Below are 23,552 nucleotides of genomic sequence, written 5' to 3' on the forward strand. Positions count from 1 at the left end.
TAAATATGAGGTGCTTTGTTTATTGAAATAAGTCTAACGATAATTTATCCAATTGAATCTTTAGATCTGTTTGTCCAATTTTTACTGCTAATGGTGAGAAAACATCTAATGTTTCTTTTGCCTTTACCTGCCATCTTTTTTCATCTATAAATCTTATTGTTTGCATATTATGAAGTCTGTCTGCAAGTTTAACTAAAAGAAGGTCTTCTTCTTTTTCAAAATCTACCTCTTCTAATAGAAGATTAAAATTGGATAATTCCTGAATCCTTTTTACCTTTTTTAACATTATCTTTCCAAAATGTTTTTCCAACTCACTATGGTTCATACAATCATGTAGTATACCAAGGAAAATGGTATTTGTTGATACCCCCATTTTTGTAAGGATGAGTCCTACATTAAGAGGATGAGTGACATACTCTTCACCCGAGTATCTTTTCATTGTACTTAATGAAGCATCTGCAAACTTATATACATCTTCAAACTCCTTTTCTACACATTCATTAGTAGAAGTCCTAAAATATTCTGCCAGTTCATCATACAGCTCTTTTTTAGTCATTGTTGTTCTCCCTTCTTGAAGGAGCATGCTTTCTAAAAGCTTAATAGAAGACAACATGCTAGGATTATAAGAAAAGCATTTCTTAAAAGCCTTACTAAATCCTGTATGTGTTGAGTAGTGATATTTAACAGCTACATCTAGGATCCTTTGACCGGACATTATATCTTTAGCAGCTAATCTCAATCTTTTTTCCATTACATACTCATTAACCGTCTGATTCATATATTTCTTAAATATCCTAGAAAAATGGAATTTGGAATAGCCCATTTCATCAGCAATATCATCCAGTTTTAAGCTTTCTTCAATATGCTCATCTATATACTTTATAGTATCTATAATTACCTGTTTCATCTCTTTCTCCTTGGCCAAGTTATTTCTTATAGTATCATCTGAAAAAAGTATCTGCTATTCCGATATTGCTCTGTTTAAAATTTAGATCCAGTCTTTGTTTGAAGCTTGTAAGTCACTGTCTGCATCACCTGTATTAAGAGTGCCAGCTGGCTCAATTAAAAGCACTTTACAGGCTTTTTCAGTAGAAGGTTTATGTTCCACACCTTTTGGCACAACATAGAGATCACCAGGATTTAAGGTCACATGCTTGTCTCTGAAATGAATGGTCATATTACCTTCTAAGACCATAAACAGCTCATCGGTATCATCGTGTTTATGCCAGATAAAATCCCCATCAAATATGGCAACTTTTATGTGGTAATCATTTAACTGCTCAATAATCTTTGGTGTCCAGGCTTTTGTTATTTGATTAACTTTGTCCAAGCTATTAATTACTTGATTTCTCATAATCCACTTTCCTTTCATAACAGTTAAAGAGAAGAGGTTTGCCCATCATATTAATAGAACCTACAAGCCGATAGCCCATCTTTATCAGTAGATTATTCATTGCCTTATTGCTTGAATAAGTATCAGTATGAATATAAGCTAAGCCCATGTCCTTACACAGATTTTCTGCATGTTTCATTAAATCTACTGCAACTCCCTGACCTCTAAACTTACTAGAAACAGCCATTCTATGGATAACAGGCGCTTTATCATTAGAAGACCATTTAAGGTCTTTATATTCATTTGGTCTAGAAAAATCTATGCATATAAATCCTCCAATATGACCACTTTCGTAAACATATAAGGTCTCATTTTCTATATCCCTAAGAAAATCTTCTTTTCTAGGATAGGTTTGATCCCATTGATAGTTTTCAACTTCCATCATTTCATCAATAATGACTTCCACGATGGCCATAATCTCTTGGATATCACCTTTTTTTGCCAGTCTTATCATTATAAACTCCCCTTATAGTTTTTAGCCTGATACCAGTGGTCCTCATAGTTGTCATTCATTCTTTTTATCAGCTCATGCGCTAATTTTATTTCTTCTTCACTAAATCCTTCAAAACAGAAGTCTAAGACCTTATTTTCTTCACTTATTATTTCTTTATAAACTTCCAAAGCTTTTTCTGTTGGATACAAACATATGCCTCTTGCATCACTTGAATCCTTTTCTTTTCTGATATAGTCATTAGCAATTAACTTCTGGACAGCTTTGGTTGTCGTTGTTTTATCAACTCTTAACATGATAGATAATGCTTTTGGAGATATGCCAGTGTTTTCACATATTCTTGTTAAAAAAATATATTGATTCTTGTGTAAATCTAAATGACTAAACTTGACATCATTAAATGTCTTTATCGCTCTTGATAAGTTACCTACTTCCCTGAGAATTGTATGGTCTAATTTCATCGTTCTCTCCTTAATATAACTAGTTGAAGTTTCAATTATAATCATCATACAACATTGTAGTTGAACTTTCAACTACAAAAAAAGATCGATTCACATCGATCAATAAGGGCTCTGTATCTAAACAAAGTTATTTTTTCAAATATCTATTTATATCATAACCATCCTTAATAGGAATAAACTTCGATACATAAGGACTTATGGCTTTTTCAGGACAAGTATAAATGCACTTCATGCATAAGCCACACTTAAATCCAAATTTAGGCTTGCCCTTATTGTTTTTTATGTTGCCAAAAGGACATGTTGACCAACAGATACCACAGCTTGAGCATTTGTCACTTGCATGTAATTCTAAACCAAACAATCTTGCTGCAGGTGATTCAAGTTTACCAAGTGTATGAATAATTTTAGACTTTATACTTACCTTCTTCTTAGTATATTTTTCCTCCAAAATTTCTTCTTTAATCTGCTTGAGTTTATTAAGAGATTCTTCAACACTTTTTTTCCCTACTTCATCTGGAAAGGGGGTTATAAAAGTCAGCGGCATGGCAAGTACTCTATCTACACATAGCTCACCAGAAAAAGATTTCTTTAATGGTAAAGTTACCGCATCATTTACAAATGCATTGTTACAGCCAACTGCTATTAAACTCAGTTTATTAATCCCTTTTGTTATTTGGTTAAAATGTTTTTTCACCGGTCTTGGCGGATTAAAGCCATTAATGGGAAACATAAGAATCAAATGACTGCACGAACTAGGGATTTCATTTCCAAATAAGGCTATCTGGTCATCTTCTAAGTTCAGCAGTTTGCCAAGATGTTTTGCTAGATATTTTGTATTACCCGTTGCACTAAAGTAGCTTATGTGAATCATACTTCCTCCCAGTCAGATTTTAGCCATCTCTTGATGCAATAATCAATTTTACAAAAAACACCCAAACTTCTATGTGCTTGGGTGTATTTCTTATAATTTTCTTCTACCTTCAAGAGATTTACTCAGTGTTACTTCATCAGCATACTCTAAGTCACCACCGATTGGTATACCATGTGCTATTCTTGAAACTGTAATGCCAAGTGGTGATACAATTCTAGAAATATACATAGCAGTTGCCTCTCCCTCAATAGTAGGATTTGTAGCAACTATAATTTCCTTTATTTCTGTATTTGAAAGTCTTTGTAAAAGCTCTTTGAGCTTGATATCATCCGGTCCTATGCCATCCATGGGAGATATAGCACCATGAAGTACATGATATAAACCCTTATACTCACGAGTCTTTTCAATTGCAATGACATCCTTAGAACTTTCTACCACGCAAATGGTTGATTGATCCCTCTTTTCATTGCTACAAAATACACATGGATCTACATCTGTAATATTGAAGCATATTGAACAGAATCTTGTTTTACGTTTTGCATCAACTATTGCATTTGCCAAACTAAATGCTTGGTCCTCTCGAATACTCAATACATGAAATGCAAGTCTTTGAGCTGTTTTTCTACCAATCCCAGGCAGTTTTGAGAACTCATCTATCAACTTTGAGACTGGTGCAATAAAATTCATAGATACCTCTTAGAATAAACCAGGCATCTTCATTCCGCCTGTCATAGCGCCCATAGCGTCGCTCATTGCTTTTTCAGCAGATTGGATAGCTTCATTTACAGCTACAATAATTAAGTCTTGTAACATTTCAATATCATCAGGATCTACAATTTCTTCTTTCAGTTCAATTGCAACGATTTCTTTATTACCATTAGCAGTTACCTTAATAGCACCACCACCTGCAGTTGCTTCAAATTCCATCTCAGCAATTTCTGCTTGCTTCTTTTCCATGTTTCTTTGCATTTGTTGAACTTGCTTCATCATGTTGCCCATATTACCAGGCATTTGTTGTCTTCTTCCTTTAGCCATAATAAACTCCATTTCTATACTTTTATATTATTTTATCACTTTTAGTCTTCGAACTCTAATTTATTTTTATGTTCCCCTAAAAAATTATATAATTTTTCTTCGTCAGTTTCTAGACTTTCTTGTGAATTTTCTTCCTCTTGATTCTTAGTAATATACTTAACTCTTAACTTCTGACCATAGATTTGATAAATGGCTCTTTCAACCAGTTCCTTGTTTTCTGGCTTCTCAACAGCAATTAAATGAAAACCATAACCCTCGCCATAAGAAATTGTTACTGCGTTATCTATAATGCCCTCAAAATGACCATCTGAAAGTAGTACTTGAGTTGAAACACGTTCATTCTTTACAAATGCCAATACATCTTCCCACAAATCTTCCGAATCATCGTGACTGATTGAAGCTGCATCCTCATATGGTGTATCTGGTACTTGATCTACTGGTGTCTCCATTTGTGGAACAGGCTGTGGAGCTTGTTCTTGTTGAACTGCTTTTGGTGCTTGCTCTACTGGCTCTTGTACAATCTGCTGAACAGGTGCTTGTTTGACAGGTGCTTGCGCAGGCTGACTGACCATTCTAGGTGCAGGTCTTCTCTCTAATTGGTCTACACGTTGAGTCAGTGCTTCAATAGAAGTTTCTAGATCCGGTTGTATCATTTTAATCAAACCAATCTCTAAGATAACTCTAGCATTAGATGACCATTTGGAATCCACTTCAACTTGCGTAAGGATATTGATACTTCTCAGTAAAAGGTCTAGAGATACATAAGCTGACTGCTCTTTGATTCTTTCTATGGCATCGTCTGATGCATTGATCATATTGGATAAGTCTGAAGAAATTTTAGCAAGCATCAAAGATCTCATATAGTCAATCAGTTGATTGGTAAAACGCTTTAAATCCTTACCCCCAATAACAACATCATTTAAATGTGTTAAAAGGTCTTTTCCATCTTGATGATGAATGGCTTCTACAATAGCGAATATGGTATCATCAGTAACAAGACCAAGTACATCCGTTAAGACATCCAAAGAGATATGCTTTTCAGCATTTGCTGCAAAACACTGCTCTAAAATACTTAAAGAGTCTCTTGCTGCACCATCAGCCAGTCTTGCAATTTGATCTAATGCTACATCATCATAAGTATAGCCACTCTCTTCACAGATCCCCTTCATCAAATCAGAAATATCATTTTGCTTAATTCTTTTAAGTTCATACTTTTGACATCTAGAAATGATTGTCGCTGGTATCTTGTGAATTTCTGTTGTTGCAAATATAAAGACAACATATGATGGCGGTTCCTCAAGCGTTTTTAGAAGTGCATTAAAAGCACCTATAGATAACATGTGAACCTCATCGATGATGTAAACTTTATACTTCATCTTTGATGGAGGATACTTTGTCTTTTCTCTTAAGTCTCTAATATCATCTACACCGTTGTTTGATGCAGCATCTATTTCAATAATATCTATTGCATTGTCAGATAATGCAGATAAACAATTTTCACATTCATTACATGGGTTGCCATCATTAGAATTGGTACAATTTAATGCTCTAGCAAATATTTTGGCCGTCGATGTTTTACCTGTACCTCTAATGCCACTGAATAAATAGGCATGACCAATATTGTCTGTAACAATCTGATTCTTTAAAGTCTCGGTAACATGACCTTGACCAATTACCGCTTCAAATACTTTGGGTCTAAATTTTCTATATAATGCTTTATAATCCATTTGATCTCCTCTTTAAGATACCATTGATTCTAATTTTCTAACTACATTGTCCATAACAGATACAACTTCAGGACAAAATTGTGTGCCACTACAGTCTTTTAACTCCTGAAGTGCTTGTCTAAATGTTTTTTCTTCTTGATATGATCGGTTACTCGTCATTGCATCAAAAGCATCTGCAACACCTATTATTCTAGCAGATAACGGCAACGAATCAATATCTATATCAGGATAACCTTTTAAATCATAACGTTTATGGTGTAAGAGTACACCTTCTACTATATCAGGATGCAGCTGCATCTCTGAAACGATTCTGCCACCATTTAAAGGGTGTTTCTTGACTTGTGAAAACTCATCTTCTGTTAAACGACCTGATTTTGTTAAAATCAAATCTGATATACCTATTTTTCCGATGTCATGGAGCAAGCCGGCTATATCTATATTGGCCACTTCATTTTCCGGTAGATCCATGCTTTCAGCAATCATTCTTGCATATTGAGATACCCTTACAGAATGATTCTCAGTATATGCGTCTTTGGCTTCAACGGTTGAAGCCAGTGCTTTGATGATATTAAGATAATTCATCTCAATATGTTCATACATTCTTGCTTTTTCAATAGCTGCTGAAGCCTGATTTGTGAAGACCTTTAAAATCTTTAAATCTGCCTCTGAAAGATTGTCCCTTAAACCAATAGACATAACACCAATGGTAGTACCATCATATTCTAATGGTAGAAATACCATCTCCTTAGATTTCTCGACTATTGAATAAACTTCTTCATAGTTTTCATAATCAGATTCATTCTTTTCAGATACAATAATGATTTTACTCTCTTTAATGGCACGACCTGAAATATCCCTGTCAATATCTAAAAAACGTTCTTGAACAAGTCCATAATATTCTCCAATACCTGCCTTGAGTTCTAACCGTCCCTTATCATCTACCATTCTAATGGTACAAATCAGAGGGTCTAAGAGTCTCTCTATACGAACAACAATATGTTTTAATAAAAATTCTAATTTTTCTGGACGTGTCAAAATTTCACTAATCTCATTTAAAGTTTTAGAAATTAGATTTTTTTGATCCATTTGAACTTCTAGATAACGTTCTTCAGTAATTTCTCGACATACACCTTGTATTCTAACGAGTTTGTCATGTTTAAAGATACGCTTTGTCGAACATAAAAATATTTCTTCATGTTCATGAAACTTCGTAATAAACTTTAAATCTATTTCATGACAGTCATCATAAAAGATTTCTTGATAAGCCAGCTCATTTTTATACTCAGGAAAAAGTATATTTTCTAACTTAACGCCAATCAAGGCATCAACATCATAACCCAATTTATCAGACACAACATTATTGATATAAATAATGCGTCCCTTTGAATCAATCACCCACATCAAGTCCTGAATGTGGTCTACCAAAGTTTTACTTTGATTTTCATAAAGTTCAAGCTGCTTAATGGATTCTTCAAGTTGGCCTAAGGAATCATACAATTGTTCATTCATATCCTGAACAATCAAGTTTGATTCTGTGATCTTTTCAGACTGAAACTTGAGCGATTCAATATTTTCATTAACTGAAAGCAACATGGAGTTAAAAGCATCATAAATCTCGCTGTACTCATCACGCGGTACCTCAATTTCACGATTAAAGTCATGTTCTTTAGCTGTAAGTGATACTGTATCAATCAACTTGTTTAAAGGCTTTAATAAGGCTTTTGTTGAAAAAAAGATTACCTGGGTCATCAAGAGTATATAGCATATAAATACAACAAATACTATGAGGGCAGTTCTTGTAAATGAGTTTATTTCCCCGGAAATATCTCTGTATAAGGCCAGGGTCAAGTCACTTCCTTGAATGATTTGCTTTTTCGCCATATATTTTTCTCTGTTGCTGAACTGCATAGGCCCTATAGCAATATTTTTTTTGATATCATCTATTATTGGTTCATCTTTATACCATAAGGCTACCTTATAATCACCTGTTAAGAGCTGACCAATTGAGTCCTCAAAGATGCTTTTGTTAAAGCCTAGTATTAACCTGACATCATTTTGTCTAGATAAAAACACAACATCATCTTCAACAAACATATCTTTATCTTGAAGTATGTTACCACCATAATAGTTTGATAAAGTGATATTATCATCTGAATAGTAGTAATAAGATGCATAAGATTTTTTAACCAACTCTTTTAAATACTTTTCTCTTTTTGCATGACTGTTAAACAAGGCCTTGTCATGAATAAATGGCAAGCTTGTCTTTAAAAGTTGATCTTTTTTTGTGTATAACTGATGTATTTGATTCTCTATCGACTCATATTTTTGATCAAAAATGGTCTTTTCCGCTTCAATGTTGATATTAAGATACTTGTACATAAACATCAAAACAAAACATACCATAGGTATGATTGTTCCGAAATATAATACTTTCTTTAATCTAACTCTGAAGCTTTTCTTCATAATTTTAAATCAAATCCTTATCAATAATTGTCTTTAGTACCTTCATTATTTGAGGACAGTAAAGTGAACCTGAAGACATAGCCATCTCAAACCAAATATCTTTAGAAGTATGATACATACCTGAAGTCTTATATATATCAAATTGGTCTGCTACTCGTAAAATTCGAGCAAAGAGCGGAATGATCTCCATGTGGTCCACTTGAGGGTAGCCCGTAAGATCATAGTTTAAATGGTGATATTCAATACCGTCTAAAATATTCTCAGACAATCCAATATTTTTAAGCATACGTTTACCGATGACTGGATGCTCTCTTATTTTTTCTTTACCAATATCACTTTCCTGTGCTTCTTTAGATAAGTACTGATCAGATATCCCGATTTTTCCTATATCATGTAGCAAACCGCTGACTTCTAAATCGATGATTTCATCATCATCCAAATAAAGTTCCTCTCCGATTTTTCTAACAATATCGGCAACACGATTAGAATGGCCCACTGAAACAGTTTCTTTATCATCACCTGCTTCAGCCAGCACCTGAATCATTCTTAAATAATCTTTTCTTAGTTTTTCATATATCAAAGCACGTTCTACTACAATAGTGATGGTGTTTGTGAAAGTCTTCAATGTACTTTGTTTTTCTAGTAATGTTTGCTTTTCTACAATCAAGGTTATGATACCTTTACCTATTTCATGATTACCAACAGGAATAAATACAATAGCATAACCCATGCTGAGCATTCTCTTATAAGCAGCTTCTTCAACTGGTAGACTCTGGTCATCATAAACATATAGAATTTCATTTTTTTCACTGACATATCCCAAACATGATTGATCATAAGAAATTGTAGATTGGGTAATGTAGTCATCACCAACACTGGTTCTATCTATAAGCTCAAAGTCATTGTCTTCATTTAAAAACCTGATGGTTACAGCTGACCAGCCGAATATGGCATCTAATTTTTCAAAAACAGAGTTGATAACCTGGTGCAGTGAAATGTTCATGGATGCTGTTTCAGTTAAGTCCATGATTAAGTTTTGCTCTTGCAGTTTCACATTAAAATTATGAAGTAATTCCTTATCATTACGTATGTCTCGACAGATACCGTATACATAAAGTAACTCCCCATCATCAAATACCCTTGAAGTACTTGCCTCAACTAAAATCATTTGACCGTGTGAATCTATCATATTAAGTTCAAATTTCTTATAGTCTCTCGTTTTAATTAAGTCAAAGAAATCAAGTTCCTCATACCTATTAGACACAATGGTGTTGATTTCTCTTCCAATCAACTCATCATTCATAAAATTTAAATGCAGGTTCAACTGATCATTTACAAAATCAATTTTTCCATCTTTATCTAAAACCCATACCATGCCCTTTATGTTATTGAGAATGGAATGGTATTCCTTCTGAGATACTCTGATCTTTTTATCTAACAGTTTTTGATTCTTAAACAGGTTTTCTAGCTCAATATTCTTCTCCATTAATACTTGATTGGTCTTTGAAACTTCGTCTAATTGAACTTGAAGAGCCCCCTTATCATTTTCGAACTTTTCTATAAGTTTATTAAATTCATTAAATAGGGTAACAAACTCTTTATCCCACTGATCAATCTGGTGTCCTGAAGAATACACTTCATGGGTCTTATTGACGTGAAAAATAGCGTCTCTAAACTCGTTAAGTGGTACGGCTATTCTAACAGAACTTGAAAATGCTAATATCACAGTAATAACACCTATAAATACCAAGATAACAGACATATCATAAGAGATATTTTTGATTTGATGATTATATGCTTCAACGGATGATGCAATAAACAAGTCTAAGTGTAAACGACTTAACTCATAGGATTTCACAACATATTTTTCATCATCATTCAAAAGAATATTTTTTGCATCTAAGGTCGATGAAATACTTTCATCATAATAGATAATTTTACCTTGTTTATTCTTTAAAATAATATTAGACTTTGAAATATTATTTTCTTCGGGTAATGAAGCCACCAAATCTGATACTAAGAAGTCAACGCCCATAACACCATGGAAAACATCATCCCTATAAGCTGCTATGGAAAGCGTAACAACCCATTTGTCTGTCAGTGCATCCACATAGGGTTCTGAAATCACAAAGTTATCTAATTTAGCATCTTTGTACCAATTACGTTCTCTACCATCAACCGCAGGCTTTCGATTATGATCCAGATAATTTTCACCTATTTCGCTTGTGTAATAGGCATTAATTAAGGTGGGGTTATTTTCTAAAAAGTTATCCAGCATTCTAAAAATATAATCTTCGTTTTCATTGATTTCAATCATAGATGCATAGAGTTCTAATTCTGCCCTTGAATCAGAAAAAAATGACTCAATTCTATATAAGTCATTTTCAAATTCTTTATCAATCATGGGATTGATACTATTATCATAATATTCTCGGCTTTCATGCATGATAAATACACTTAACACCACTGATGGAATTAAGATGGTAATGATCATTAAAATTAAGATTCTAGTACGAAAAGCGTTTCTCAAATTTGCCTCCAAGCCCTAATAATATTTTCTCATTTAGTGTATTAAGTTGCAAGCTTAATCCTCTAGAATCATTTAAATTCTTCAAAAAATATCTTATATTTACTCACTTAATTAAAAAGACCTGTAAAACCCACTGTAAAGTGTTTACAGGCACTCAAATTACACATTTTTATATAAAAAGAAAACAACCTATTAGGTTGTTGTTCACAAAGTTAAACCGTGCACCATTCTTCGAAGAATATAAACAAGCGTTACTCCACCAGTTAGCTCAAAACAGGCACTCCTACGTCACATGGAAAGGTTTGCTTACTGCTGCTTCCTTCCGGACCTGACAGGGTTCACAATTTCCCATTGCGTAGGACCCATTCATCAACACCACTTATTAAAGTCAGACCCTACCAATAAACACCTCTAAATGGCTTCGATCCTGTTATAGCGGATTACAGGTTACAAGGCACCGCTAGCACCCCATCTAGCACGGTAAATATTTAAACTTGCTCTGCAAGCTTACGATCTTTTTTCATTTGTCTCAAGTACTTAAAGAAATTAGAGATTGTCTGACGACACTCTTTTTCCATCAAACCACTTTCAACATGAACATGATGATTCAATTTGGGTTCTTCTAGAACCTTAAATATCGATTCTACAGCACCCGCTTTATAATCTGTGGCACCATAAAATAAATTAACAATTCTTGCTTGATATATCGCTCCAGCGCACATCAAACAGGGTTCAAGTGTAACATAGATATCACAGTCTGTCAATCGCCAACCTTGAAGCATTTGAGAAGCATTTTTTATTGCAGTAATCTCAGCATGAGCTAAAGGTGATTTTTCAGTTTCACGTGTATTATGTCCACGACCAATTATTTTACCATATCGAACAATAACAGCTCCTATTGGCACTTCATTCATCTTTTGTGCTTTTCTAGCTTCTATCAAAGCCTCATTCATATAGAACTCTTGAACTGTCATTATATACTCCAAAATCATTTTGATTCTTTCGACTTAATTATTCTATCACAGCTTGATAATCTATACAATTAACAATTTATAAAACCTTTAATGGAACTTTACTTTTAAATCTACGTCTGAAAAGAAGTTGCATAAATGCACGATTTAAGACTTGTGAATCGTATTTCTATAAAAGGAGGCAAAGTTGAACAGAATATATGTCGGCATTTCTATAGATGAAATAGTGAATAAATACTCTGATATGCTTATAAGAATTGCATTTCAAAACTTAAAATCCATTCATGATGCAGAAGATATTGCTCAAAGTGTTTATATAAAGCTTATTGAAAAAGACCCGGATTTTGTTAGTGAAGATCATTTAAAATCTTGGCTTATAAGAGTATGCATCAATAAATGTAAAGATCATTTTAAATCCTCATGGTTTAAAAAGACCTGTCCACTAGACAATTCCATTGTCCTGTTTGCACCTGAGGAAAAAGAAATCTTAGAAGAGGTTTTTCAATTACAGCGAGAAGACAGAAATATCATCTACTTGTACTATTATGAAGGCTATAGTATTAGAGAAATTGCATCCATACTTAGAAAAAAAGAAAATACCATCAGTTCAAAGCTTCAGAGAGCAAGAAAAAAATTAAAAGTCTTAATTCAAGAAGGGAGAATCGGATGATGAATAAAAATTATGAAAATGCAATCAATAAAATACAAGCATCAGATGATTTTAAATACAAAACCCTGAAAAAATTAGAGACACATGGTTGTGACAACCATAAAAATATATCTAGAGTTTTCTTAAGTATGGCAGCGTGTATACTCATAGCCTTAGGGACATTATTGCATACAAACACAAAATCAATGGACTTGAGAGATAGAATCATAGTCGATAGCCAAGCAATCAGTGCAAGTGTTATGGTTAATATTGAAGGTGAAATAATTGATGTCTCTAATGATGGCATGAGCTTTCAGTTAAGTAGTGGCAAATGGGTCTATATTGATCATGAAACACAAATTGGTATGACAGCCCTAAATGATTCTGAAAAAGACCAGCAGTTATTTGAACCTAGTTTTAGAATAGGTAACACCATTACTGGCTTTACAGAAAACAAAGACGCTAAAATTATTTATGCTTACGCTATTTATACAAACTGGAACTGGAATGAACCTATAAGTATTCAATAGGAATAATGTATAAGTATTACAAGAGTCCATATCATTCATTTTGCTACTTATATCTCATTTAATAAACTTATATTTGAAAATGGCGTAGCAGATTACCTACTACGCCTTAAATCTTGAATTAACTAAATACAATTACTAACCAAGATCTATTGTTTCAACAACACCCGCTTGCCCAGGCTTAGTTAACATATCAATAGCCTTATTTACAAGCGTCATTCTTACTTTTTCTTCTTCTTCTTTCGGTAAGTTATGGTTACCTAATGGACTTGAGATGGTTTCGCCTCTTAAAATTCTAGATACACCAACTGTTTTTGGTACATCTACAACAGCTGTAATCTGAACTACAGGTATACCGGCTTCTTCGATTTTACTTGCTAACACTGCACCGCAGCGTGTACTAGTGCCTCATGTAGAAGTTAGAATAACTGCATCCACTTCATCTGCTTTTAAAGCGCTAACAATATCCTCGCCAATGCCCTCAGCAATTTCAACTGCCATTACATTACCTGTAGTAATATAGGCATATGGTGCTACAGAACCAATAATGCCTTGTTCCTCAAGGGCTTTCATCGGATCTCTTGGTAAGAGTCTATTCGGATCTTCATTTACATAGACTTTATCATAACCAGCATGAATAACCATACCATCTTCTTTTACAAGGTGGTCTAGATCATACTTACCCCATGTAGAAGCTGCTGCAGATTTAATGTTATCCGGGTTATCTGTTGGAATATAACCACCATCTGATACTATTGCAATTTTAGCCTTATTTATTTCTGTAATTGGTTTAGGCGGTTCTATTTTTTTGTATCTAGGTGCTTCTATTTCAGACACCCACTCCTCACCATTCATTTTTTTCATTAACATCTCTATTGCTCTTTGAGATGCCGTTTTTTCATCTAACTCATTTACTAATCTATTTCTGATAAAATAACCTTCTGATGCTGCACTACCAACTCGTTCACCAGTCAGTATCTTTCTACCAAGACCAGACATTGAGTTTACTGCTTCTCTTAAACGTCTTGCACTACCAGCAGTTTTCATGATGAATATCTTTTGTCTATAAATCGGCATTGCAGGTGCTTCTTCATTCATACCTGCTATACATGGAATACCTAATTTTTCACTAACAGCTGTAGCTATTGCACCACAGTTCATACCATATCTACCTGCTGTAAATGATGGTCCAGCAAAGAAAATATCTGGTTTTAATTCTTCTATTACTTTTAGTGATTCTTCTATTGCCTGATCTTGATTTTCCACAAAGTAGTTATCACCACAAATGACAGTTCCAACCACTTCACCAATGTCTTCAAACAATTTATTGAATAACAACGTTGGACCAACTGGTTCATGTTTAACACTTACACCGATGTCAGCTTTGTCTTCACCACCAATTTGTGCAAAAAATTGATTGATATAGCAGACTATTCTTAACTTCTTGTTCTCCATTATTAATATCCTTTCTAATCCTAATACTCAACTGCACGCATATTAAATCCACCTAGGTACGCAATTGCTCCAAGAACCGTACCAATTAGAACAGGTGACTTGGCACTATTGGGAAGATCTTTGGTATAAGTAATGAAGCCACCATTCGCTACATCCCACATTGGCGTCTCTGGAATACCACCATATATCTTGTCCATAACAAGTCTTGGACCAACAGCTGCATTACCAAATGATAATGAGTGATTAACCTTGCCCACTCTAACATCATCGAATATCAACTCTGAGTTCATATTATTAATTGGATTAAAGGCATCTTGGATTTCTACAGTATGGATACCTCTATCTTCGCAAGCAGAAGCTGCTAATCCCATACAGATAGTTGGTGCCCCACCCATACACTTAGTAAACAATGCACCATCAACTTTGAAAGTTTCTTTCATGATATTGCCAACCATTTGTGAAGTGATGTTTCTTCTTTTAGCTTCTGAACTAACAGTTGTAATAATCATGCCTACAAAATCTACTGTTTTTCCATGCTCACGAAGTAAATCAACTATGACAGCTGCATTTTGGATCTCATAGGTTAGCATATAACGACCATAACTACATTGGGCAATTGACCCATCTAACACTTCAGTTGGTTCTACAATCCATGGTAGGTTGTCCTGAATTGGATAACCGTAAAACATAGATTCACTATAGCCATCACAATTGTATTGTTCTGTAACTAATTGTAGTGAGTAAGCTACTCTAGGTAAGTTAGGGTATCTCGTTTCATTGTCAAATACTTCTACACTATCAGCTGCAACATCTAATGTTTGTTGTGCTAAAAATGTACTTAACTTCAGTTTGATTCTTTTAATCGCTTCAAATCTTTCTTCAGTAGGAATACTATCTACTTTTGAAAATGATTCTAAAACCTCTTCACCTGGCTGGTAGTTAGCCTTAGCTGCAGCTCTTACAGCATCTTTTAATACATCATCATCAGTAAGCTTAACTTCAACAACTAAGTTCAATAATTTGCTGTATGGTGAGAAATCTGCATATTCACCTTTCATGTCTAAGGTAATACCATTTCTCATAATGCGGCTTGGAACGAAGTTACAAGTTAACATAGACATGCCTTTTAAAGCTCTTGTCACACCTTCACCTGCAGTTTTAAAACTTTCAGATAAATGACCCGGCCAATTATCATAAGTATCACCAACCTTACATCTCGGTTCTATAGCATCTAGAACTTCAATTACTCTAGCACTATCACCTGGGCGAACAATATTAATCTCTAATTCTTTTAAAAGAGGTTCATCTTTGACGTGGTCAAACATTTCATCTTTTGATACAAAAAGTGTGCCATCACTAAAATGTGTTGTATCAGCAAACTGAATATCTTTTACCTCTAAATTTTCCATTGTAAGTTTCATAAAGAAAATCTCCATTTAATTATTGGTTGATAAGGTTTTATTACCTTATATTGTTTTCTCATTAGAAATCTCATCTTAAACTAAAAGAAATAGTTTCAAAAAAAGATATCACTGAATTATAAATACTTAATTCCATTTGATATCATCTGTACTCAATAAATTTCAATGTAAATGCTAAATTCTAATTTAAGAATGATTTACCTTTCTAATGTAATATGAGTTAAACTCATAAAGTAATCCATACTGCATGAATGGCTAAGGTCAACTCAATCAACCATCCATACTTTCTGGATCATAAAGTGGTTTAGAGGTTTGGCTATACTCAAACATGAGTATACTCATGTCGCTGAGATTGGGCATAGCTAACCAGGATATAAGTTTAAATCTGACTTTGTTCCAATCTGTTCAAGCTTGAGTTCACAGGATCATGGATGGAATAACCAAATTCAAATGACCTATAAACAACAGACATTACAAAATCAAATATAACCTTCAGAATCAAAAGTTAATGTCAACACAGTAATAATCTTATTGCTTCTACAAAAGGGATATTGAACTACACAAAAGATATACTAATCTCATTAAGTCTAAAAATTACAGGAGACCTTGTAATAAACTGATGTTGACAGAAACCTATGTTATAGTTGTATTATAGTATAGCTCTCTAATCATTCGAATTCACAATTTAGTCCAACTGTGCAAAAATTCAAATAGTTTACTTTATGTGATAAAAAAGATGATATAATTAATTACAAAGTATGTAATAATGAACAGAAGGGGACTTTTATGTCTAACTCGAATTTAACAAGGATAGCTATTGCAACTTCAACAAAAAAGCTATTACGAGAAATGTCTTTCAGTAAAATAACCGTAAAAAAAATTTGTGAAACAACTGGAATAAGTCGAAGAAGCTTTTATAATCATTTCAGTGATATTTATGATGTTATAATTTGGATTTTTGAGACTGAATTTTATAATCATTATAAAAACATTGAAAAAATTGATTATTTTAATGATTTCGTTTTTGAACTTTGCCAGTATTTTTATAACAATATGGCATTCTATAGAAAGGTGTTGCCTTTAGAAGGCCAGAATTCATTAAGACTGTATATTACAAAAGAATTTACGGAACTGTTTATTGATGATGTAATGATTGGTATAAGAAATAAGCGTATTGCTAAAATATTTATTGAATCATTGTGGGGAATCACTATTCTTCTTATTATTAATTGGTTTGATAATAAAAATGACGTTCCTCCTAAAGAATTCGTTGATGGATACAAAATTACATGTGCAAATGCCGGTTATAATTTTGGTAATCAAGCTTTAGGTCTTGATTTTAATTATACTGATTTCATAGAAAACAATACTGATAATAGAAATGAGAACTAAGTGTTTGACAAGCAAAAAAGAATTGAAAAAAATAAGGAATCTGTTAAAAAATTGTTCATAGATGCTTGCATTGAAGCTATTAAAAAAAATGGACTAGACAAGATTAGTATCAGAAGTATTGCTGAATCTATTGAATATAATAGTGCTACACTTTATAACTATTTTGACAACCTAGATCACTTAATAGCATATGCTGCTTGTTCATACTTACAAAATGCTATTATAAAGCTTAAAGCACTCAACGTGACTGAATCAAGTCTTGATTATTATATTAAGGTGTGGGAGATAATGTCCAAAGAAGGCTTTTTTTATTCAACTTTTATTAGTATTCTTTTTAAAGCTCAATATAAAAACTTCTCGATTAATCCAATAAAAGACTACTTTAAAATATACCATGATCAGATTAATGGATTAGACCATAATTTAGTTTGTATGATAACAGAACTTCATAACTGGAAAACAGATAATCAACTACTGAAAAACTGTGCAAATGATGGTTATTTTAATGCTGATGATACAGCGACTATAAATCAAATGATAACACACATATTTGGTGCAATGGTTATTAACAAGAATGATCTTCAAGATGATGACTATGAATCTTATGCAAAATCATTTCTAAAATACTTGAAAATAATAATAGAAAAAAACTTAGTTTCTAATCATGATGCTATTTTTTTTCATTAAAACCAATAGTTTATTATGCTTATTATCAAAAAAACGTCATGTTACCAAACATGACGTTTTTTACTATATTAATTCACTTCAATCACGCTATTGATTTCCTCTACTTTCTCAACAGTTTTATTGTACATTACATCTTCTGAAATCTTGTAAAAGTTAGCTAGACCATTTTTCGTGTTAAAACGGATCTCATAAAGTACTCTCGAACCTCCGAATGGCCAATAACTGTCATTATTGATATTTTCAGCAACATGTAAATATTCTGGAACTGCTTTTCCAATCTCTTCTAAGATTGATTCATTTCTAACAAGTTTGTAATTATCAAAAACTCTCATGATTTCTTGTAATTGATCTGTATTGGACATAAGTGTTTTAGATACAACAGCTGATTGAACACGTTGTACGCGTCTATCTTGACTTGTGATTACACCATCAGATTCAGCATGAGTTGGAGACGGCATTACAACATCTGCATACTTTGTTAATGGTGATTCATACTCTGCTTGTATCATTATAAATTCTAAAGAGTCACCCAGCTTAACTGAAATATTATCATCCATAATCAATAAACCCTTGATTTTATTTGATTGAATTTTTCTTTCTAGTTCATAAGTATTCATATTTATCCCCATGTCGACCATTCCTTGAATATTACCTTGATCTCTTAACTGAATAACACCATTTCGTGGCCTACCGATATGTCCACTTATCACTGCAATTTCAGCTATAAGTTGAACTGCTTCATCAGATAAATTTGTACGATCAAATACAAACATTACATTCTTTTTCTCTAATAATTGGCTTGCAATATGTTCAGATTCACTTGTTACTTCTACATGTTCAATACTATCAATAAAATCAAGAAGGTTGTTACCACTATTAAACTTAGTTTTTTCAAGCAAGCATTTGGCAACTCCTTTTAATAAATCAAGATTATGATTATAGTATCTCTCTTCAGCTAACTGATCACCTGATGTGGCTTGGTTATTGATGACGACTAACCTAACATCCTTTTGAACTGCCTTTTTAATTCGTACTCCTAAAACAGGTTGCTTATTCATGAAATCTGTGCCAATTGCAACAATCATATCTGTATATTCTAATTCGGTAACAATATTTGTTGATGCGTCATATCCTAAAACTTCCTTTAAGCCTTTTTTATAACCCTTATTAGCATAAACATGATCAGTTTTAAATGTATCATTAGATAATTTCTTTGCCAAATGAAGCGTCTCATTAAAGTACTTTCCAGAAACGATGATTGCCATGGAGTTGTCACCATATCTTAAATTAATTGACTGAGCCTTTCTTGCTATATAAAGAATGGCTTCATCCCAGGTAACTTCCTCTAGAACACCATTTTTTCTAACCATTGGCTTATGAATTCTTTTCTTGTTTTGTTGTAATACAAGATCAAAGCGCCCCTTCTTGCATAGTAAACCTTTATTGATAGAATCAGTTGCCTTTGGTAGTGATCTTAGCAGTAAATTTCCCTTAGACTCTAACTCAATAGAGCAACCTAAGCCACATTGGTTACATATGGTTTCAGTGATCTCACCTTCAAGTGGTACAGGCTTTTTAATTAATGCCTTTTCCATTAAAGCGCCTGTAGGACAAACACTTACACATTGACCACATGAAATACACTCTGTATCCACCATAGACTTATTAAAGGCAGGTTGAACATTCGCAGAGAAACCTCTGTTGGCAAAACCAAGGATGCCTTGATCCATCACTTCATCACAGATTCTTACACACATACCACATAGGATACACTTATTAGGATCTTTAGCGATATAGAAGTGTTCATCATCAATTGGAAGGGCTTTCTTGTCACCATCAAATCTTTGTGGCTTAACATCATACTGATTGGCATAATTAAATAAATCACATTCAAAGGAATCCATACAGCCACACTCTAGACATCGACTTGCTTCTGACTTTGCTTCTTTTTCAGTAAATCCATGAACAACTTCCTCAAAGTTATGAATTCGAAGTTCTGGATTCTCATGGCCCATATGAGACTTTTCTGCACGCACCACTTCTTTTAGATCTCCAGGTGTTACTTCTTTTTTAACCATATATAAATCCTGGTGAACAATGAACTCACCTCTTAAATACTTTTCAATAACAGCAGCCGCATTTTTACCATCAGCAATGGCTTCAATGGCTATACCAGCACCTCTGTTAACTGCATCACCACCAGCGAATACACCTTTAAGATTGGTCATAAAGCTTTTATTGATAGAAATGTTGCCTCTGTCATTTAAGTCAATGTCTGCAAAACCTTCAGGTGATAACTTTTGACCAACAGACATAATTACAGAATCTACTGGTAGGATTTCTTCTTCGCCAGTTGCCTCAACACCATATCTACCTGATGCGTCCATTTCTGTTTGTCTCATCTTTTGAAGTCTGATGTGAGTGACTTTACCTTGATCATCTGAGATAAACTCCACAGGATTAGAAAGAAACTTAAATACCACACCTTCTTCTTCGGCTTCTTCAATCTCTACATCAACAGCAGGCATATCAGCCTTAGTTCTTCGGTAGATTGCATAAACTTCCTTAGCTCCTAATCTGATAGCAGTTCTACAAGCATCCATGGCTGTATTACCACCGCCAATTACAGCGATTTTGTTACCTGTACTAACAGGCTCGTTGATTGCAAATTTATTTAAAAACTCGATACCACCAATGATACCTTCACTTTCAATACCAGGACATCTCAAGTAAGCTGATTTCCATGCACCTATCGACACATAGACTGCATCGAACTGGTTTCTTATATGTTCTAGAGTGATATCTCTACCAATTTTAGTATTTGGAATCAGTTTAACCCCCATAGATTCAATGATTTGAATCTCACTTTGAAGCACATCTTTAGGTAGTCTATAAAGTGGGATACCATACTTTAACATACCACCAAACTCTGGCATTGCTTCATATACAGCCACATCATGACCTTGTCTTTTTAAAAAGTATGCTGCAGATAAGCCCCCAGGCCCACCACCAATAACGGCAATACGTTTACCCGATTGTGGTTTTATAGCAGGAATATATGGCTGAGCTTTTTCTAAGTCCATATCTGCTACAAATCTTTTAATCCAGGCAATCGATATGGCATCTTCAACAAGACCTCTTCTACATGCTGTTTGACATGGGTGTGGACAGACTCTACCAATAGATGCCGGTAGTGGCAGGGCTTCTTTAATAAGTTTTAAAGCTTCTTCGTACTCTTTATTGGCTGTTAATCCAACATAACCTTGTACATCAACATTTGATGGACAACCTAACATGCACGGCGCTTTGCAATCACCCTGGTGATTTGAAAGCATTAACTCTAATGTTGTTTTTCTTGATTCACGGATTCTATTTGTTTCTGTCTTAATCACCATACCATCTCTTATTTCTGTAGAACATGATCGGATAAGTCTTGGGTTGTTTTCGACTTCAACTACACACATACCACAAGAACCGTAATGCTTTAGTTTATCATCTTGACACAAGGTTGGAATCTCAAAACCATTCTCTCTGGCAACATCTAAAATCGTGTAGCCTGAATGGGTGTTAATTTCTACACCATTTATATTTACTCTAATTTGTGACATGAGGCCTCCTATTTCATTGATATTGCTTTAAACTTACACTTATCTACACACTGTCCACACTTGATGCACTTATCTTGGTCAATAAGATGCTTCTCTTTTAAGTTGCCAGCTATGGCATTTGTCGGACAGGCTCTAGCACAAACTGTACAACCTACACAATTATCTTCAATAGTAAAGCTTAAAAGTGCTGAACATGAACCAGCACGGCACTTACCTGCTAAATGTTCCTCATATTCATGTCTAAAGTATTTTAAAGTTGTTAAAACTGGATTCGGTGCAGTTTGACCTAAACCACATAAAGAACCGTCTTTGATTTTATATGACAATTCTTCTAATAGTTCAATATCACCTTCTTTACCCTTACCTTCAGTAATACGTTCAAGGACTTCTAACATTCTTTTAGTACCAATTCTACAATATGTACACTTACCACATGATTCTTTGCAGGTGAACTCCAAGAAGAATTTGGCCATACCAACCATACAAGTAGACTCATCCATAACAACCATACCACCAGAACCAACTATGGCGCCGGTATTAATGATGGCTTGATATTCTACCGGAGTATCTAATAAATGTTCTGGTACACAACCACCTGAAGGACCGCCTAACTGAACAGCCTTAAATGGTTTATCATCTACAATACCACCACCAATATCGTAAATAACATCTCTTAGGGTCATTCCCATTGGCACTTCAACAAGTCCACCTTTTTTTATTTTACCTGTAAGGGCAAATACCTTTGTTCCATTAGAATTATCAGATCCTAAATCAGCAAATGCATGCCCACCTTCTTGTATGATCCAAGGAACGTTTGCTAATGTCTCAACATTATTTATATTAGTAGGATTATCATAATAACCTTTTTCTGCAGGAAATGGTGGCTTAAGTCTTGGCATACCTCTCTCACCTTCTAGTGAAGCGATAAGTGCGGTTTCTTCACCACAAACAAATGCACCAGCTCCTGCTTTAATACTGATATCAAACGAAAAACTAGTACCAAATATATTTTTACCCAGTATCCCTTTTCCTTTAGCCTGTTCTATAGCCAAGTCTAACCGTTTGATTGCCAATGGATATTCGGCACGAACATACACAATCCCTTTTTCTGCTCCAATAGCATACCCTGCAATCATCATGCCTTCAATTAAACTGTGAGGATCTCCCTCTAAAACAGACCTATCCATGAAAGCACCCGGATCTCCTTCGTCTGCATTACATACCATATACTTAACTTTGCCTGATGATTTTCTTGCAGCATTCCATTTGAACCAGGTAGGAAATCCCGAACCTCCACGGCCTCCCAAACCTGATATTTTAATCTCATTTATGACATCCTCTTGTGTCATTACAGACAGACACTTCTTTATCGACTGATATCCACCAGTTTTAATGTAATCAGAATAAGACTCTGGATTGATAAGGCCACAATTTCTTAACACAATCCTGTTTTGCTTTTCTATCTGATTCATAGCCTCTTGAGAACCTTTTAAATCCAATTTACCATCTCGAACTTTTTCAAGTATCTCTTTAGCCAGTGATTCATCTACATTAACAAATCTTCTCATTGATGGTCCATCATAAACATCAACAATAGGTTCCAAATAACATGTTCCAACACAGCCAGTAATTCCTATTGATACATCCAATCCCATACTCCATGATTCAGTGTTTAAAAAGTTTAGAATCCTATCCGCACCAGCTGCTATACCACATGAACCTGATCCAACTAAGATTTTCATAATGCCTCCCCTTCTCTAATTTGCTAGCGTAAACTACTTTCAGTAGTTACACTGTTTAATCTATTGCAATTACTATATTTTCAAAAAAATATAGCAACCTCCCGTTTTCGTTGTATAATTTAAGCACCACACAAAAACAACAACTAAAAAAACACGGAGTTTGCTATGC

The 23,552-nt window shown here is 34.1% G+C and carries 19 protein-coding genes and 1 other RNA gene; 4 read left to right on the forward strand and 16 right to left on the reverse strand.

Going from position 1 to position 23,552, the window contains the following annotated elements:
- Nucleotides 1-19: 19 nt before the first annotated feature.
- From EZV73_RS26320 to tadA, 12 genes are all read right to left on the reverse strand, one after another.
- On the reverse strand, nt 20-907 hold the full coding sequence (locus EZV73_RS26320; RefSeq protein WP_240843502.1) for an HD domain-containing protein: 888 nt from the start codon (nt 905-907) through the stop codon (nt 20-22).
- Between the two features lie 81 nt (nt 908-988).
- The gene (locus EZV73_RS26325; RefSeq protein ID WP_240843504.1) at nt 989-1,354 is read right to left on the reverse strand and encodes a cupin domain-containing protein; all 366 of its coding nucleotides are present in this window, start codon (nt 1,352-1,354) and stop codon (nt 989-991) included.
- The gene (locus EZV73_RS26330) at nt 1,335-1,847 is read right to left on the reverse strand and encodes a GNAT family N-acetyltransferase (protein ID WP_240843506.1); all 513 of its coding nucleotides are present in this window, start codon (nt 1,845-1,847) and stop codon (nt 1,335-1,337) included. Before EZV73_RS26330 ends, EZV73_RS26325 begins: the two co-directional genes overlap by 20 nt.
- Nucleotides 1,847-2,305: a MarR family winged helix-turn-helix transcriptional regulator gene (locus EZV73_RS26335; protein ID WP_240843508.1), complete on the reverse strand. Its 459-nt coding sequence runs from the start codon at nt 2,303-2,305 to the stop codon at nt 1,847-1,849. The genes EZV73_RS26330 and EZV73_RS26335 overlap by 1 nt, the downstream gene beginning before the upstream one ends.
- A gap of 127 nt (nt 2,306-2,432) precedes the next feature.
- On the reverse strand, nt 2,433-3,176 hold the full coding sequence (locus EZV73_RS26340; protein WP_240843510.1) for an EFR1 family ferrodoxin: 744 nt from the start codon (nt 3,174-3,176) through the stop codon (nt 2,433-2,435).
- A gap of 90 nt (nt 3,177-3,266) precedes the next feature.
- Complete coding sequence (gene recR / locus EZV73_RS26345) at nt 3,267-3,863, reverse strand: recombination mediator RecR (protein WP_240843512.1); 597 nt, start codon at nt 3,861-3,863, stop codon at nt 3,267-3,269.
- Nucleotides 3,864-3,872: 9 nt separating this feature from the next.
- A complete protein-coding gene (locus EZV73_RS26350) occupies nt 3,873-4,211 on the reverse strand; it encodes a YbaB/EbfC family nucleoid-associated protein (RefSeq protein ID WP_240843514.1) in 339 nt (112 codons plus the stop codon).
- Between the two features lie 41 nt (nt 4,212-4,252).
- Nucleotides 4,253-5,938: a DNA polymerase III subunit gamma/tau gene (gene dnaX, locus EZV73_RS26355; protein WP_240843516.1), complete on the reverse strand. Its 1,686-nt coding sequence runs from the start codon at nt 5,936-5,938 to the stop codon at nt 4,253-4,255.
- 12 nt (nt 5,939-5,950) lie between these two features.
- Entirely contained in the window at nt 5,951-8,401 is a 2,451-nt protein-coding gene (locus EZV73_RS26360; RefSeq protein WP_240843517.1) for an HD domain-containing phosphohydrolase, read from the reverse strand.
- A 4-nt stretch (nt 8,402-8,405) separates the two neighbouring features.
- A complete protein-coding gene (locus EZV73_RS26365; protein ID WP_240843518.1) occupies nt 8,406-10,931 on the reverse strand; it encodes an HD domain-containing phosphohydrolase in 2,526 nt (841 codons plus the stop codon).
- Between the two features lie 217 nt (nt 10,932-11,148).
- An RNA gene (gene ffs / locus EZV73_RS26370) (signal recognition particle sRNA large type) lies at nt 11,149-11,412 on the reverse strand.
- 7 nt (nt 11,413-11,419) lie between these two features.
- Nucleotides 11,420-11,905 carry a tRNA adenosine(34) deaminase TadA gene (gene tadA, locus EZV73_RS26375; RefSeq protein ID WP_240843520.1) on the reverse strand — a complete coding sequence of 162 codons (486 nt, stop codon included), beginning with the start codon at nt 11,903-11,905 and terminating at the stop codon, nt 11,420-11,422.
- A 184-nt stretch (nt 11,906-12,089) separates the two neighbouring features.
- Between tadA and EZV73_RS26380 the strand changes: the two genes are divergently transcribed.
- Together EZV73_RS26380 and EZV73_RS26385 are read left to right on the forward strand one after the other, a co-directional pair.
- On the forward strand, nt 12,090-12,572 hold the full coding sequence (locus EZV73_RS26380; RefSeq protein WP_240843521.1) for a sigma-70 family RNA polymerase sigma factor: 483 nt from the start codon (nt 12,090-12,092) through the stop codon (nt 12,570-12,572).
- Nucleotides 12,569-13,081 (forward strand): hypothetical protein, encoded by a 513-nt coding sequence (locus EZV73_RS26385; protein ID WP_240843523.1) that lies wholly within the window; start codon nt 12,569-12,571, stop codon nt 13,079-13,081. Before EZV73_RS26380 ends, EZV73_RS26385 begins: the two co-directional genes overlap by 4 nt.
- A 135-nt stretch (nt 13,082-13,216) precedes the next feature.
- On the opposite strand, the gene EZV73_RS26395 is transcribed toward EZV73_RS26385, so the two are convergent.
- Together EZV73_RS26395 and EZV73_RS26400 are read right to left on the reverse strand one after the other, a co-directional pair.
- Entirely contained in the window at nt 13,217-14,533 is a 1,317-nt protein-coding gene (locus tag EZV73_RS26395; RefSeq protein WP_305037124.1) for a glycine/betaine/sarcosine/D-proline family reductase selenoprotein B, read from the reverse strand.
- A 20-nt stretch (nt 14,534-14,553) separates the two neighbouring features.
- Complete coding sequence (locus tag EZV73_RS26400) at nt 14,554-15,954, reverse strand: glycine/sarcosine/betaine reductase component B subunit (protein ID WP_240843527.1); 1,401 nt, start codon at nt 15,952-15,954, stop codon at nt 14,554-14,556.
- A 786-nt stretch (nt 15,955-16,740) separates the two neighbouring features.
- On the opposite strand from EZV73_RS26400, the gene EZV73_RS26405 reads away from it, so the two are divergent.
- Together EZV73_RS26405 and EZV73_RS26410 are read left to right on the forward strand one after the other, a co-directional pair.
- Nucleotides 16,741-17,346, forward strand: coding sequence for a TetR/AcrR family transcriptional regulator C-terminal domain-containing protein (locus tag EZV73_RS26405; RefSeq protein WP_240843528.1), 606 nt, complete (start codon nt 16,741-16,743; stop codon nt 17,344-17,346).
- Nucleotides 17,347-18,033: a TetR/AcrR family transcriptional regulator gene (locus tag EZV73_RS26410; protein ID WP_240843529.1), complete on the forward strand. Its 687-nt coding sequence runs from the start codon at nt 17,347-17,349 to the stop codon at nt 18,031-18,033.
- A gap of 68 nt (nt 18,034-18,101) precedes the next feature.
- Here the strand turns inward: EZV73_RS26410 and EZV73_RS26415 are convergent, their stop codons facing one another.
- Entirely contained in the window at nt 18,102-21,641 is a 3,540-nt protein-coding gene (locus tag EZV73_RS26415) for a molybdopterin-dependent oxidoreductase (RefSeq protein WP_240843530.1), read from the reverse strand.
- Between the two features lie 8 nt (nt 21,642-21,649).
- Nucleotides 21,650-23,383 (reverse strand): NADH-quinone oxidoreductase subunit NuoF, encoded by a 1,734-nt coding sequence (locus tag EZV73_RS26420; RefSeq protein WP_240843531.1) that lies wholly within the window; start codon nt 23,381-23,383, stop codon nt 21,650-21,652.
- Nucleotides 23,384-23,552 lie beyond the last annotated feature (169 nt).

It is taken from the genome of Acidaminobacter sp. JC074 (assembly GCF_022496765.1).
Lineage (GTDB): Bacteria > Bacillota > Clostridia > Peptostreptococcales > Acidaminobacteraceae > JABXKX01.

What these genes read in the sequence shown, in the direction of transcription:
- EZV73_RS26405 (WP_240843528.1), top strand. Translation starts at nt 16,741, where the DNA reads ATGTCTAACTCGAATTTAACAAGGATAGCTATTGCAACTTCAACAAAA.
- recR (WP_240843512.1), bottom strand. Translation starts at nt 3,863, where the DNA reads ATGAATTTTATTGCACCAGTCTCAAAGTTGATAGATGAGTTCTCAAAA.
- EZV73_RS26420 (WP_240843531.1), bottom strand. Translation starts at nt 23,383, where the DNA reads ATGAAAATCTTAGTTGGATCAGGTTCATGTGGTATAGCAGCTGGTGCG.
- EZV73_RS26320 (WP_240843502.1), bottom strand. Translation starts at nt 907, where the DNA reads ATGAAACAGGTAATTATAGATACTATAAAGTATATAGATGAGCATATT.
- EZV73_RS26360 (WP_240843517.1), bottom strand. Translation starts at nt 8,401, where the DNA reads ATGAAGAAAAGCTTCAGAGTTAGATTAAAGAAAGTATTATATTTCGGA.
- EZV73_RS26335 (WP_240843508.1), bottom strand. Translation starts at nt 2,305, where the DNA reads ATGAAATTAGACCATACAATTCTCAGGGAAGTAGGTAACTTATCAAGA.
- EZV73_RS26400 (WP_240843527.1), bottom strand. Translation starts at nt 15,954, where the DNA reads ATGAAACTTACAATGGAAAATTTAGAGGTAAAAGATATTCAGTTTGCT.
- EZV73_RS26330 (WP_240843506.1), bottom strand. Translation starts at nt 1,847, where the DNA reads ATGATAAGACTGGCAAAAAAAGGTGATATCCAAGAGATTATGGCCATC.
- EZV73_RS26325 (WP_240843504.1), bottom strand. Translation starts at nt 1,354, where the DNA reads ATGAGAAATCAAGTAATTAATAGCTTGGACAAAGTTAATCAAATAACA.
- EZV73_RS26340 (WP_240843510.1), bottom strand. Translation starts at nt 3,176, where the DNA reads ATGATTCACATAAGCTACTTTAGTGCAACGGGTAATACAAAATATCTA.
- EZV73_RS26385 (WP_240843523.1), top strand. Translation starts at nt 12,569, where the DNA reads ATGATGAATAAAAATTATGAAAATGCAATCAATAAAATACAAGCATCA.
- EZV73_RS26415 (WP_240843530.1), bottom strand. Translation starts at nt 21,641, where the DNA reads ATGTCACAAATTAGAGTAAATATAAATGGTGTAGAAATTAACACCCAT.
- tadA (WP_240843520.1), bottom strand. Translation starts at nt 11,905, where the DNA reads ATGACAGTTCAAGAGTTCTATATGAATGAGGCTTTGATAGAAGCTAGA.
- dnaX (WP_240843516.1), bottom strand. Translation starts at nt 5,938, where the DNA reads ATGGATTATAAAGCATTATATAGAAAATTTAGACCCAAAGTATTTGAA.
- EZV73_RS26350 (WP_240843514.1), bottom strand. Translation starts at nt 4,211, where the DNA reads ATGGCTAAAGGAAGAAGACAACAAATGCCTGGTAATATGGGCAACATG.